Here is a 13,402-nt window from a genome sequence, read left to right as displayed (position 1 = left end):
TTTGAGTTTTAAAAGCTGCCTGCTAAAAACAGGCAGCTATATAATAATAAAAAATAGCTGTATCTATTATAGATAAGCTATCATTAACATACAGGCCATGCTCCTGTACAACTACGTGTTGGAATACAATTAGCAACTGGAATACTATGTATTTGAGCTTGCGCTTCTACATTTGCATCATTATGACATCCTTCGTATGTAGTACATCCTAAAAGACTTGTTTGTCCACATCCAATTTGTGTACATACTGTCGCTTCAGTTCCATGTTGTCCACAACCTTGGTATCCTGTATGACCAATTGTTTGCGCTTCTGCATCTCCTCCTGGACAAACAGTAGCAGGACCTGAACCTGTTGGAGGAATACATCCTTCATATCCAGTACATCCAATTAAGTGTGTAGGACATCCTACTTGTGTACAAACTGTAGCGATAGTTTCTTGCTTATGACAACCCAAATAAGCAGTTGGCCCTAAATTTTGCGCTTGCGCAGCATCATTTTGACCGCATCCTTGATATCCAGTTGGCCCTACAACAGTACAACCTTGGGTTCCTGTAGGTCCTACAACTGTACATCCTTGCCATCCAGTAATACCGATAGTTTGTGCTTGTGCAGCATCATTTTGACCGCATCCTTGATATCCAGTTGGTCCTACAACAGTACAACCTTGGGTTCCTGTAGGTCCTACAACTGTACATCCATGCCATCCAGTAATACCGATAGTTTGCGCTTGCGCAGCATCATTTTGACCACATCCTTGATATCCAGTTGGTCCTACGACAGTACAACCTTGGGTTCCTGTAGGTCCTACAACTGTACATCCATGCCATCCAGTAATACCGATAGTTTGCGCTTGCGCAGCATCATTTTGACCACATCCTTGATATCCAGTTGGTCCTACGACAGTACAACCTTGGGTTCCAGTTGGTCCTACGACAGTGCATCCTTGCCATCCAGTAATACCAATAGTTTGTGCTTGTGCAGCATCATTTTGACCGCATCCTTGATACCCAGTTGGTCCAACAACAGTACAACCTTGGGTTCCTGTAGGTCCTACGACTGTACATCCTTGCCATCCAGTAATACCGATAGTTTGTGCTTGCGCATTACCGCCTTGGCAAACTGTTGCATCTGGAGAACCTGTTAGTATACAATCTTGCGTTCCAGTAGGTCCTAAGCAATTAGGAGGAACAGAACATCCTACCCATCCAGTTTTTCCAATAGTTGTCTGTATATTGGCTTGTGCAGGTGTAGTTGGACATGGTGTAATCGCGGTACACCCAACAGTATTCGGTACACACGCAGGCGGTAATGTTGGAGGCAAAATAGTTTGTGCGTGTGCGTTACCACCTGGACAAACTGTTGCTGGTGGCGTTCCTGTTGGAGGAAGGCAGCCTAAGTACGCAGTTGGTCCTAAACAATTAGGTGGTGTCGTACATCCTTGGGTTCCTGTTGGGCCGAGACAGTGACCTGGTTGCGTACAACCATACGTACCTGTTGGCCCCAAATTTTGAGCATGTGCACCACCTTGACCACATGTTACTGTGACAGGCGGAATTCCACATCCTTGAAAAAATGTAAACATAATAATTAAAGTTAAAGGTTAATAATATGATTTTGAAAATCTTACGGTGTTGGGAATTGATACGTTTAAATCAATTTTTGGGTCTAATCTTTTACTGTCCACACTTACCGCATCCGCAAACAGGCACATGTGCGCCTTGTGGTCTTGGTGAGGCTTTTCCTTGAACAGTATTTGCAAATTGTTGATAGATATCTCCTTGGAAAAACTGTTCTGCATTTTGTTGCGATTGTACATGTGCTTGTGGTTGAGCTGCTTTTCCTTGTAGATAAAGAGATGCATTTTTGATCCAAATGATGGTTCCGCCAATTGGGTTTTGTGATTTGGTAACTTTCACATGGTGAATGATATCTTCATCCTTTACAATGACAGCGGTTTTTAATGCAGGATCTAAGTAAAAGGTAATGTTATCTTCTTCAGTGCCTTTTGCAACAAAACCATACATCATTAATACATCTTCTGTTGTTGAATTATTTTCAATAAGACGTTTTGGAAGTTCATCCAATGCCAATTTTTTTGCCATAATTTTTAAGTTTTACGTTAATGATTGATTGGACTACTCTAAACCGTCAATAGCTTCCATAAGTTTTTGTCCATTTGGAGTCCCTAAACCAGTACATGGATTCCATCCTTCTGCTGCTACATAAAGATTGTTGTTTCCTTCTAAGATTTGATGAAAAGCAGACGATCCAATTAATTTATATAGGTATGGATTTATAAAACCTAATCTATATCCTAGATTTTGATTCATGCGAGCAATTAGAGCAGCCCAAAGCGGTGTAGCTAGACTCGTGCCTCCAATTTTTGCCCAATGACCTTCAAAGAAAATTGCATACCCAGACACATCTGCAGCATTGGCAGCGATATCAGGAATGCCTCTTCCGCCAGCTCTGTAGTATGGTTCAAATTGAGGAAATTTCTCTATGTATTTTTGTGAAGAATACGCTTGGTATTGTTGTTCTGAAATCCGTTGACTGAATCCGCCACCGCTTCCAATTTGTGCTTGTTGAGTAGATTCATTCCATACAACTTCCGAAGCAATTTTATCATCAGTAATGTAAGTTTGTGTTCCTCCGCAAGCGAGTACATACGAAGAATTTACTGGAACGTTTACGTTTGCATAAGGTTTGTTATTGAGAGCTCCATTGTCTCCAGAAGCACCTACCACGGTAATCCCTTTTAGGCAAGCTTCATGAAATACACTGTTTAATTCTATAATTTCTTGCTGTGAATATCCTAATTCAGAACCTGCCCAACTTATTGATATGACTGTGAGTTTGTTTTTAGTATCAGCTAAAGCTGTTTTCATTGCGCTTAAAATAGAAGTGCCATAATAGATAACAAACTTTGCTTTTGGAGCTAACATTCCAGCTACTTGAATATCTGCTGTGACTTCCACATTATCATTGATGGGAGTTGTTGTTGGTTCGTCAATAATTTGAATTTCTGGAATCGGCATATCATAAGAAGAAAAATAAGTTTCTAAATCGGTTTGCTTAAATTTTCCACCTAATTCTATAATTCCAATAGTTTGTCCTTCACCATCACCTTCTGGGAAATTGTACGCTTCAGCGAGTTCAAGCACACTGTAACCATGCTGAGGTGATTGAATAGGAATAGTATTTCCTTTACCAACTCTTTTTTCTTGATTGTGTTTTACAAAACCTGTTTTTTGGTCAGGATTGGTAATGTCTTCAGCGTTTGCTTTTTCTTCTTCATCTTTTGCATCGAGATGAATATCGCCTTGTGAGCTTAAGAATTTAAGAGCATTAAGAGTTACAGGACTATCTTCGTTTGCGATGTCTTCTGCGTGAATTTTTATCGTAATTTCACGTGCTTTTTTATTAAAAGAAACTTCCCAATTGTTTGCTTTGGCATGTTCAATAATTTCATCTGCATCATGTTTGCTAGGTGCGAAAATTCTGGAATGCGTTGTGTTTGATAAATATTTACGATCTCTAGGATGCTTATCAATTGCATTACTGATTATTCCTTGTTGTCGTTCAGTAATTTCATTGATCGGTGCGTATACTTTAATTTCTAATGCATCTCCATGCGCAGTGTTTTCTTGGGTAGCTTCCATAAAAAATGATAAGGTTGGTTAGGTTCTCAAAGTTGCACATTACACCTAAAATATAGATGCGTACTTATACTTGGTTTTAAGATTGAGTATTATCACTTTTTGAGTAGTGGAAACACCTATTTGTTGTTTTTAGTACTGATTATCAGTATATTGTGTAGTTTCTTGATTTTGTCTGAATAGCAAAAAAAGTTTGAGTGAAAAATGTAGTAAAAATGATTGTAAAGGATGTTCTTAAGATCAATCTTGTTACATAAAAAAGAAAAGTTCCAACACCTCTATAAAAAAGATGAAGGAACTCGTCAGTTCAAGAAAATTAATTGACAAATAAAGAGTAAGTTTTTATGATTTTAGTGTACTTAGGTAACTTGATGGTGTTACTCCAGTATATTTTTTAAATGATTTAGAAAATGATTCTGTATTTCCAAATCCTGATTTTTTCCCTAAGTCTTTTATTGTTAGTTTTTTTAGAGAACCATCTGTTTTTAGTTCTTTTATTAAATATTTGATTCGTAAGTCATTGATGTATGAACTAAAGTTTTTTTCATAATGATTATTGATGATTTTTGATAGGTATTTTGGATTTGTACCAAGCTTTTTTGCTAAGGTGTTTAATGATATTTGTTTTAAAAAACCTTTGTTGTTTTCAAAATCAGAAAGTTTCTCCATAATGGTTAGTATGGTATCTTCGCTGATTTGAAGTGTTTTTATATTTGAGTCATTATTAGCACTTAAAAGGTGTTCAAAAAAGAAAATCATTTTTTGTAATAACGGCGACATTTTATTTTTTTTAGTATAAATGATTAAAAGAAGTCCCAAAACCGTTTTGGTAGAACGGCCATGGGACAGGATTAAAAACATAGTGATTATGTATCTTAGTGCTTACTTGTTGACCGAAAAGATGTCTTTTAATTGGGTGACAACGCCGCCGTTTCCAGCAACAGTAATTTCACCAATCTTGTCTGCGATTTTTTCAACATATTCCATTTCTTTCAACTGGTATAACATTACGTTTTCCTCCATTAATTTTGCAGTGTTTAACAAACTTCTAGTAGAAGCAGTTTCTTCACGACGTGTAATAATATTTGCTTGTGCTTTTTTCTGTGCGATTAAAACTTGGTTCATGATTTCTTTCATTTCTCCCGTTAATATCACATCACGAATACCACAATACAATACGTTAATACCTAAAGTTTCAACAGTATCTTTGATGTTTTCAAATACAGCGTTGGCAATGTTTTCTTTTTGATCTAACAATTCATCCAATGTGTAATTTCCAACAAAAGCTCTCAATTTTAACTGCATTGCGATATACAATTGCTTCTCAAAATCTTTGTTGTCTAAAATTGCTTTTTTTATATCAACAACTTTATACTGTGTATAAAAGTTGATTCGAATTGCAGCTTTGTCTTTTGTTAGTAACTCTTGTCCCGCAATTTCTAATTGCAATTGACGCATATCAACTTTTGAAATTTTGATACTTGTTATATTTTTCCAAAAGTTGTACACACCTGAATCTAAGATTTTCTCAAACTTGTCATCAATCAATAAGATTGCTTTTTCGTATTCGAAGACTTCAAATGTTCTTATATATTGAACCAATCTGTAATCTTTTAGCAAGTTTTTATCGTTGATTTCAGTAATTTCAATTTTACTTAAGTCAATTCTAGTAAAAGTGCGTTCAACTAGACCTTTCCAATACATGTGTTGTCCAGCTTCAAGTACTGCTTTAAAGTTACCTTTGTCATGGCGCAATACAATTTCTGTATCTTTTACGTCAATTACTTCTAACATATTTGCCAAGGTGACATCTTGCAATAAAATTTCACTAGCAATTGGTGCATGAAACTTTTCTGTAAGATTATACACATTTACATGTTGGCTAAACTTTAGCCAGTATGTTCCTTCAGTAATCACTTTTTGGTAGTTTCCATTTTTAAAAACTAAACCTACATTTCCTGTGTTAATTCGTACTCGTTTCATGTCTCTATTATTAATTGTGCCATTACTGGCGATTTTACTTTTTTAATCTCGATTACCGAGTAAAAACGAAGCGTATCAATCATTTCTCATTCACGGAGATAAAAGATTTTACAGATGTTCACTAGTTCTTTTTTGAGGATGGAATCGCACCAAAACACAACAAATAATTGCATTTTTAGTTTGATTTGATCGTCAAGAAATCTTAGTTTCTATCAGTAAGCACTTAGTATGTCAAAGTGATCTCAAAATTGCTTTTTGTCTCGTTAGAAACTTCGGCAGATTGATACGTCGTCGTTTTCGTCATTTTAAAAACAGCGTGACAGGCTGGTAATCTTTTTTAGAAGAGATAAACTTCATTCTACATTAAAAGTGTAGTGCTCTACCGCTGAGCTACAACAGCCTACCTTTCGGAGCTACTGATCGGATTCGAACCGATGACCCAAAAACGTTGTTCTAACCAGACTGAACTATCTCCTTTACAGAGAATGGGAATCGAACCCATGACCTACGTATCCATGGTGGATTATATTTGGCAATAACCCGAAGCCTCCAAGTCGAGTTGCATATAAAAGCATGATACAAACTTTGCAATGTTTTATACAATGGTGCTATACAGAAACACGCAACAAGACTCGCTTGATATTTTACTCGATAATCGAGATTTAAAAAAAATCTGATGCTTGCGTCGATTTTTTTAATAGTTTCTTTTGACTACTTTCAAGGCTTACCTCGAAGTAGTGGATTTGTACCTCTTATCGGATTCGAACCGATACTTTCGTGTATACGAACAGATTGGCTGTAAATGCGCTTCCCTACTTTACATCTTGTGTATTTTGGTGCTTCTGCAAACTCTATTCATTAGTGAGCACGTCACTAACGACATCTTCCAATCACTCCGTGGTTACGTTTCTACTTTTACCACAGCACTTCCCTTTATGCTAAAGAGGTTTTTTGAACCTCGCTACAGACCACGTGTAGCGAGGATAATTAACCAAACAGTATATATTGATTAGCAACTGTTTTTCTTTCTGGTACAAATGTTTTGTATTACTACGCATTTATTTTGCGTAGATAAAATATTCATAAGAAAAGAAGAGATATAATACTATTTAGACAATACTATCTGCACAAGACGAACTTGCAAAAGCATAAGGTTTTGCTTTGAATGCAAAGCCCATTCCTAAAATATATCCCATGGCTTCTTTGAGTGCCACATTTGATTTGAATTTTGCGTCTGTATTAATATCTGCGTGTACTTCCAATTCAATATTGTACTTTTCCAATAGGTCACAAATGTTATATGCTGTTTCTACGGATAAATTTACCTCTCTAAGCATACGTTCTTTTATTCCTATTTTGGTAGTTCCTTTTTCGTTTTTAGTGAACATAAAACCACCTTTTCCTTCTCTGAGAATCACGATCACAGTACCATAGGCAACATGTGTTTTATAAGCCTGTGAATCTGAACCCACATAGATTTTTAATTTATGACCAGCTTTCTGTTCTTTTATAATGGCATTTTCTACGATTCTTGTTATGGGTTCATTGAATACCTTACCTGAAAAGTTACGCCATTTATTTACTGCAACTTGCATAGTTTCTGTTTGTTTTAAAAATTGAAACAGTAAAATTTCTATATACATTTTTGAAATAAAACGTATTATTTTTATGTTCAAAACAATGCTTTTTAGACTTTTAGCATCAATTGAGTTTTCATATTTATAAAGACTGTCCAAGAATAGAAACTTAGACAGTCACTTCTACATTACTTAAAAAGAAGTACTTGTTTAACCATATTAGCAGCTTCCTTGTTAAGTATTTTTGTCATTACTTTTTGATGTTGTTTTTCTGTATTATTCCAATCAAATTCATGGTCTAATACAAAATCTTCCAATGCATCTTTCGCAAGTAATCCAATAGTTTTTCCCGTTTGTTTTGGAGAAAACTCACCCAGTTTACTTTGTACATTCATCAAACGATTTTCATTTACGTAGCTTAGAAGCGTATGCATCAACTCTTTTTCGGTATCTGAAAGTACTTCTGTAGCACTTGGTTTTGAAATTCTTGATCTTTTTACATGTGATTTTTCAGACCATTTTTCGTTTTTATTTTTAAAAATGACACGTTGTCCATTTCCAAAACGTTTGCTAACTAATGGTTTGATAATGGTTCCTTCACAGATATTATCTTCAATTGTTGGAAGGTTTAGCCATTCATGTACTTTAGATTCAAATGTGTTTGGATATGCCATGCATTCGCTAAATGTTCCTGCAAAAAGTGTTTTAGCATAAAACAAACCTACTTTTTCAAAGTATGTATTGGCAATCGTTACATCTAAATATTGTGTATGATCTAGACAGATGTCAAATGCGTAAAAATCATTTTCAGGACTGTAAAAAACACCTTTTTGAATGCGAACCATTCCTTGCATTTTTTCTACTTCTGAATGCTCATAACTTCCTCCAAAAATTTCACCAAAAACCGTGATCATTTTGGTTTCAGGAAAATCATCTTTTACAAGTTTGAATACTTCTGTAATTGCTTTTTCATATTTAGTTACTACGTATTTGTAGTTGTTAAAATTTTCATCAGCTGAAATCAAGCTTGTACGTTTAGCTACTTCAATACTGTTTCCATCAGTAATGAAAGAGAAATTTGCACCATGTACTTTTTCTTGTACTACGAAAACATCATTTCCATAATTGTGAAGGTATACTTGTTCAATTGCTTTTTCACGGTATGTATTTTCGATGCTGTTATATTTTTTAAACATGATTTCTAATATTGTTTTATAATGATCACTTATGAATCATTTATTTAATTTTATCTTGATACAATCGATCTCTACGATCAATTTCACCCAAAGGACTTCCTTTGAAAGTGGAAATATTTCGAAAGCCATTTGCTTCTGTAATCAAAGAATCTTCAGCAGAAACGGCACCTCTTCTTTTATTTCCATAATTTCCAGTCAGTTTATTTGTGGCTGGATCGAAATCGCCCCATAAATTAGTAGGTTTACCAGAATCTATTGGTTCTACAAAATAGGTGACTCCTGTTCTCTTTGAAGTCACGAGGAATCTTCCTGAATCTTCAGTTCTATATAAGAACCTTTGTAATACATCTTGTCTCATGACTATTTGTTTTAAATTATTAAATTGAGAAATGGCAAGGTTTTACTTACATCTTCGAGATAATTGCTCGCTATTTTTAATTTTTAAACTACATTTCTTTTGTGGAATAAATAGGATTCGAACCTATATCTCTGGGACTTCAATCCAGCGCATTGACCAACTCTGCCATTACTCCAATTTGGGTGACTTCGGGATTCGAACCCTGTTCCTCTCATTCACAGTGAGGCGTTTTACCAAATAAACTAAAGTCACCATTTTTGTAGTGATAGAAACTGAGATACTGAATCAAGTTCAGCACAAGCTTTCATCTGCCAACGTATCAGATTGACGCTTTACCGATTAAGCTATATCACTATTTTTAGTGGCGATAGAAAGAGTCGAACTTTCAACTTCTGGCTTATGAGACCAGTGCTTTACCAATTAAGCTATATCGCTATGGTAGACCTGAGAGGAATCGAACCTCTGCTTCAAGAGTCAAATTCTTGTGTGCTAGCCGTTACACCACAGATCAATTTTGTAAGTCTAATAGGATTCGAACCCATACCCTAAGCGTCGTAAACTTATGTGCTTTCCGTTACACCATAGACTTGTTGCACTCCTTTCAAGATTGCGTTTGTACAGAGAGAGATTCGAACTCTCAAAAAACTGCTTCTAAGACAGCTGCGTCTGCCGTTCCGCCACCTCTGCATTTGTACCTGCGGTGGGATTCGAACCCACATGTGCTTCGCACAACAGCGTTTAAGACTGTTTTGTATACCAGTTCCATCACACAGGTAATTTGTACTCTGTAAGGGAATCGAACCCTTAATTCTACATAGAAAGTGTAGCGTCTTAGCCGTTTGACCAACAGAGCATTTATGTTAATAGAAAATCTTAAGTTTTCTATTCTTCGTCTAGGAAGCAGGATTCACAAAGTGTTCCAGCTGCGCCTCCTTGCAAATCAAATTCAAGCAAGCTTGATTCGATTTAGTCGTCTGGGAAGCAGGACTCGAACCTACATCCTCTCGCGTCCAAGGCGAGTAAACAGCCAATTGTTCTATTCCCAGTTTTGCAGTACCGACGGGATTCGAACCCGCAACTTCTCGAGAGACAGTCGAGCACGCTACCGTTGCGTTACGATACTGTTTGTATAGCTACTAAGATTCGAACTTAGACTAAGAGGTTAGAAATCTCTGGTGCTTTCCATTACACTATAGCTATATTATTTATTTTGCACGCCCGTAAGGATTTGAACCTCAACCGTACGTTTTGGAGACGTACATGCTACCATTACACTACAAGCGTATTTTTTTAGAGCATCTATCGAGACTCGAACTCGAAACTATAGATTGGAAGTCTACTATGTTGCCAATTACACCATAGATGCTTGTTGTGGAAGTAGTAGGACTCGAACCTACATGCTCCAAAGAGACCAGATTTACAGTCTGGCGAGCCAACCAATTGCTCAATACTTCCTTTTAAAGACAAGGATGAGATTGTTGCACTTTCTCATCAAGTCACAAATTGGATTCTATAGTATTCAAATAAATTTGATCCTATATAATCATTGAGACAAGGATGAGATTCGAACTCATAAAAAACAGTTTTGCAGACTGTTGCTTTCACCATTCAGCCACCTTGTCTTTGCGATACTGGAAGGACTCGAACCTTCAACCTCAGACTTAACAGGTCTTCGCTCTACCATTGAGCTACAATATCGTTTTGTGGAGATACGGAGACTTGCACTCCGTGCTGCGGGATGCAAACCCACTGTTTTTGCTTGGTAAACTATATCCCCAATATGTTGCGGAGCGCAAAGGAATCGAACCTTTACCGCTGTAAAACGGACTTGATTAGCAGTCAAGCGTAACAAACCAATATTTACCTACACTCCATAATTTTGTTGACGCAGCGAGATTAGCTCACTATTAGCTTATTTTTGATTAAGGAGTTCGTGAATTATAAATTTCGAACTCACGACCTTGACGTTAAAAGCGCCTCTGGGCTAACCAACTAAGCTATGCATCAATGTTATTTGCGGAAGAAGTGGGAATCGAACCCACACGAGTCGTTAACTCCGAACGGTTTTCAAGACCGTGGCCACCGCCAATTGGCTTGCTCTTCCAAAATATGAACCATAAAAAAAGCATCTCTTTTTTGGGAGATGCTTTTATAAAGTTTATATATAAGTTACTATCATAGTAACGTATCTTTATAATACTCCCGTTTTTTTCTATACATAAAATCTCCTTTCTGTTCCCAAATAAACAGTCTGCAACTTTCCGGCGATCGGAGAATATTTGCTAAGGCGGATATGTTATGTATTGTATGATTCATGATATTTTTTTTATACTGTCGTTTTTTGTTTTTGACGTTGCAAATATGAAAACGATTTTTTGAATACGCAACTATTTTTTTAAGTTTATTTTATTGATAATCAAATGGTTATGTTTGTTTTTAGATATAGGGATTCCTGTCCGTTATACAACGGATATTGAACTTTTTGACAACTGTCTGTCTCTCAATTGTTTTTGTTTCAATGCGTATTATTTTCTATTTGGTTATGCGACGAACATTTTTTTAAATTTTTTCATAAAAAAAGCGCCCAATTCCTTGGACGCTTTACTGTTTGTATAATTCTAGTGTTATTTCATAGTTTATTTCACTCATAAAAATCTACATAAAGCGTCTTATTTCGCCAAAATGGTTCAACCATCCCGCGATTTCTGTCCTGACTTTTCAGGCAAATAGAGGCTATATGTAAATAATATCTTGTCATTAGTGTGGCAAATATGTAATTTTTATGAGGTTTCTTCCAAATTTGAAGTGTTATTTATATTAATTCTACAATTGTTGATATTAGAAATTTTGAGATTAAATATTAAAATAGGTGCTTTTTTGTAATGTTTCTAGTAAAATTAATCATTGTTGTAGTTAAGTTTTGGAAATGAAATATATTTCTGAATTTGTATGACTCCATGAACATATTGTAATTTTTTGAACACATACGGATATTCTATGGTTTTTACATATTTACCAGGATAAGGCAATTGAAATACTAGTTTTTTACCTATAGATGTTAAGTTGGAGAGATTGTATATCCCATAAAGTTCACAATTTTGACCAATTGTATGTAAAGCTTCTGCATTAAGCTGACAATCTAAACCTACTATAAGATTATGTTTGATTTCTCTTAGTTTGATACAGTCGAGGTGCGCGCCATCTTGAAGTATAATTCCATTTGTAGTGTGCAAATTATTGATTGTTGCTTTTCCTCTCCTAATTACAGTTTTACCGCCAATTTCAGAAGCAGTGATTGTTATTGGAATTGTAGTTATAGATTCAAACCTTCCAATAATTTTTTTTAGTTTAGGTGCTTCAAAAGGATTTGAGAGATGCCCACTTTTTAAATCGTAATAAACAGAATTATAACTTTTAATCTTATGAAGATGACGTTCATAAACTTCAATTTCTATATATCCCAATAGATTTTCTAAGTTAGGACAACTAAGTCTAGCATTTATAATTTTTATATTACTGTATAGGTTTCTGCTATGAATAGTTACATTACAATGAATGATTTTTATGTTTTTGATTTCTTCTTCAGATAATGCATCTAGTTGTTCTTGTGATGTTACTTCGCTCCATTTTTTTATATCAAAGAAATTATTTCTAGTATTATTGCGCGAATACTTAATTTTTGGAGCTTCAATAAAGCATTGCTCTTTTAGATAACCAAAAATAATTTCTAAGTTTTGAGCTGTAAATGTTCCATTAGCATGTACGTCACCGTATACTTTTTTCAACATTGGAAAATCAGCATAATGATCATCAACACGGAGTATACCATGAATTGTTTCTAGTTTTGAGAATGTACAATGTTTTGCTCTCACAAAAAGATTTCCTTGAATATCACTGATGTCAATAACTGCATTTTTTAGATATACTTCTAATTGAAAAATACCCGAATTTGGAATTTGTAAGATGTCTTTTTCAGTATGTACTTTAATTATTTTCAAAATTCAGTGTATAATATAATTATTAAAATAAGCAATAGTAGGCAAGATTCGAACTTACAACTTCCTGCTTGACAGGCAGACACTCTTCCAATTGAGCTACTACTATTGCCGTTTTCATGTATCCTTATCTCGATATGGTATTATGTTTTAAAAATAAGCAACAGCAAGTGAGATTTGAACTCACGTCCCTCTGCTTGTCGGGCAGATGCTCTTCCGCTGAGCTACTGCTGTTGCCGTTTAGGTGTAAAGGTTGAACGAGATTCGAACTCGTACCTCCGGATATGAGGCCTGGTGTTCTTCCAGTTAAACCACCAACCTTTACGTATTTTCATATTTTTTAATTTAAAGACAAAGACTGAGCGAGATTCGAACTCGCACCTCCGGAATAGAATGTTTGTTTACAGGTGTTCTTCCAATTAAACCATCAGTCTTTGCAGTATTTATTTTTTTAATTTTAAAAAGAGCAACAGACGGGGCTCGAACCCGCATCCTCTAACTTAGCTGGTTAGTGTTCTTCCTGTTTTTCGAACTACTGTTGCATCTTTTATAATTTGTACAGCAGACGAGCCTCGAACTCGCGACCTCTATCGTGCAATGATAGTGTTCTTCCAACTGAACTACTGCTGTATT

Annotated in this window: 9 protein-coding genes and 23 tRNA genes; all 32 read right to left on the bottom strand. The window is 35.6% G+C overall.

Annotation, left to right across the window (positions count from 1 at the left end; all coding sequences use genetic code 11):
• Positions 1 to 83: 83 nt before the first annotated feature.
• Positions 84 to 1,583 carry a hypothetical protein gene (locus tag ACOQOS_RS11480; RefSeq protein WP_420575086.1) on the bottom strand — a complete coding sequence of 500 codons (1,500 nt, stop codon included), beginning with the start codon at positions 1,581 to 1,583 and terminating at the stop codon, positions 84 to 86.
• A gap of 91 nt (positions 1,584 to 1,674) precedes the next feature.
• Complete coding sequence (locus tag ACOQOS_RS11475; protein ID WP_420575085.1) at positions 1,675 to 2,103, bottom strand: hypothetical protein; 429 nt, start codon at positions 2,101 to 2,103, stop codon at positions 1,675 to 1,677.
• A gap of 33 nt (positions 2,104 to 2,136) precedes the next feature.
• Complete coding sequence (locus ACOQOS_RS11470) at positions 2,137 to 3,663, bottom strand: S53 family peptidase (protein WP_420575084.1); 1,527 nt, start codon at positions 3,661 to 3,663, stop codon at positions 2,137 to 2,139.
• Positions 3,664 to 4,002: 339 nt separating this feature from the next.
• The gene (locus tag ACOQOS_RS11465) at positions 4,003 to 4,440 is read right to left on the bottom strand and encodes a helix-turn-helix domain-containing protein (protein WP_420575083.1); all 438 of its coding nucleotides are present in this window, start codon (positions 4,438 to 4,440) and stop codon (positions 4,003 to 4,005) included.
• A gap of 102 nt (positions 4,441 to 4,542) precedes the next feature.
• Positions 4,543 to 5,643, bottom strand: a complete 1,101-nt coding sequence (locus tag ACOQOS_RS11460) for a slipin family protein (RefSeq protein WP_420575082.1) — start codon at positions 5,641 to 5,643, stop codon at positions 4,543 to 4,545.
• A gap of 1,109 nt (positions 5,644 to 6,752) precedes the next feature.
• Positions 6,753 to 7,238, bottom strand: a complete 486-nt coding sequence (locus tag ACOQOS_RS11455; RefSeq protein WP_420575081.1) for a ribonuclease H-like YkuK family protein — start codon at positions 7,236 to 7,238, stop codon at positions 6,753 to 6,755.
• A gap of 170 nt (positions 7,239 to 7,408) precedes the next feature.
• Complete coding sequence (locus ACOQOS_RS11450; protein ID WP_420575080.1) at positions 7,409 to 8,416, bottom strand: RNA ligase, Rnl2 family; 1,008 nt, start codon at positions 8,414 to 8,416, stop codon at positions 7,409 to 7,411.
• Between the two features lie 40 nt (positions 8,417 to 8,456).
• Positions 8,457 to 8,774, bottom strand: coding sequence for a hypothetical protein (locus tag ACOQOS_RS11445; protein WP_420575079.1), 318 nt, complete (start codon positions 8,772 to 8,774; stop codon positions 8,457 to 8,459).
• Positions 8,775 to 8,876: 102 nt separating this feature from the next.
• A tRNA-Phe gene (locus ACOQOS_RS11440) sits at positions 8,877 to 8,949 on the bottom strand.
• 6 nt (positions 8,950 to 8,955) lie between these two features.
• Positions 8,956 to 9,026 (bottom strand) — tRNA-His (locus ACOQOS_RS11435).
• Positions 9,027 to 9,136: 110 nt separating this feature from the next.
• A tRNA-Met gene (locus tag ACOQOS_RS11430) sits at positions 9,137 to 9,209 on the bottom strand.
• A gap of 82 nt (positions 9,210 to 9,291) precedes the next feature.
• Positions 9,292 to 9,363 (bottom strand) — tRNA-Arg (locus ACOQOS_RS11425).
• Positions 9,364 to 9,390: 27 nt separating this feature from the next.
• Positions 9,391 to 9,461: transfer RNA gene (locus tag ACOQOS_RS11420), tRNA-Leu, on the bottom strand.
• A gap of 5 nt (positions 9,462 to 9,466) precedes the next feature.
• A tRNA-Leu gene (locus ACOQOS_RS11415) sits at positions 9,467 to 9,549 on the bottom strand.
• 6 nt (positions 9,550 to 9,555) lie between these two features.
• A tRNA-Glu gene (locus ACOQOS_RS11410) sits at positions 9,556 to 9,627 on the bottom strand.
• Between the two features lie 120 nt (positions 9,628 to 9,747).
• A tRNA-Pro gene (locus tag ACOQOS_RS11405) sits at positions 9,748 to 9,820 on the bottom strand.
• Positions 9,821 to 9,825: 5 nt separating this feature from the next.
• Positions 9,826 to 9,897, bottom strand: a tRNA-Asp gene (locus ACOQOS_RS11400).
• 5 nt (positions 9,898 to 9,902) lie between these two features.
• Positions 9,903 to 9,974: transfer RNA gene (locus tag ACOQOS_RS11395), tRNA-Arg, on the bottom strand.
• Positions 9,975 to 9,987: 13 nt separating this feature from the next.
• Positions 9,988 to 10,058 (bottom strand) — tRNA-Trp (locus tag ACOQOS_RS11390).
• A 10-nt stretch (positions 10,059 to 10,068) separates the two neighbouring features.
• A tRNA-Gly gene (locus ACOQOS_RS11385) sits at positions 10,069 to 10,140 on the bottom strand.
• A 6-nt stretch (positions 10,141 to 10,146) separates the two neighbouring features.
• Positions 10,147 to 10,229, bottom strand: a tRNA-Tyr gene (locus ACOQOS_RS11380).
• Between the two features lie 94 nt (positions 10,230 to 10,323).
• Positions 10,324 to 10,396: transfer RNA gene (locus ACOQOS_RS11375), tRNA-Cys, on the bottom strand.
• 4 nt (positions 10,397 to 10,400) lie between these two features.
• Positions 10,401 to 10,472: transfer RNA gene (locus ACOQOS_RS11370), tRNA-Asn, on the bottom strand.
• A gap of 88 nt (positions 10,473 to 10,560) precedes the next feature.
• Positions 10,561 to 10,647 (bottom strand) — tRNA-Ser (locus ACOQOS_RS11365).
• Positions 10,648 to 10,791: 144 nt separating this feature from the next.
• Positions 10,792 to 10,878 (bottom strand) — tRNA-Ser (locus ACOQOS_RS11360).
• Between the two features lie 793 nt (positions 10,879 to 11,671).
• Positions 11,672 to 12,772, bottom strand: coding sequence for a hypothetical protein (locus tag ACOQOS_RS11355; protein ID WP_420575078.1), 1,101 nt, complete (start codon positions 12,770 to 12,772; stop codon positions 11,672 to 11,674).
• 33 nt (positions 12,773 to 12,805) lie between these two features.
• A tRNA-Asp gene (locus ACOQOS_RS11350) sits at positions 12,806 to 12,878 on the bottom strand.
• A gap of 53 nt (positions 12,879 to 12,931) precedes the next feature.
• Positions 12,932 to 13,003: transfer RNA gene (locus ACOQOS_RS11345), tRNA-Val, on the bottom strand.
• A 15-nt stretch (positions 13,004 to 13,018) separates the two neighbouring features.
• Positions 13,019 to 13,090, bottom strand: a tRNA-OTHER gene (locus ACOQOS_RS11340).
• A 33-nt stretch (positions 13,091 to 13,123) separates the two neighbouring features.
• Positions 13,124 to 13,203, bottom strand: a tRNA-OTHER gene (locus ACOQOS_RS11335).
• A gap of 31 nt (positions 13,204 to 13,234) precedes the next feature.
• Positions 13,235 to 13,311, bottom strand: a tRNA-Ser gene (locus ACOQOS_RS11330).
• 15 nt (positions 13,312 to 13,326) lie between these two features.
• Positions 13,327 to 13,399: transfer RNA gene (locus ACOQOS_RS11325), tRNA-Ala, on the bottom strand.
• Positions 13,400 to 13,402: the final 3 nt, after the last annotated feature.

Origin of the sequence: Kordia sp., from assembly GCF_965224175.1 — a bacterium.
GTDB lineage: Bacteria > Bacteroidota > Bacteroidia > Flavobacteriales > Flavobacteriaceae > Kordia.
This window is presented reverse-complemented; position numbering and strand designations above follow the sequence as displayed.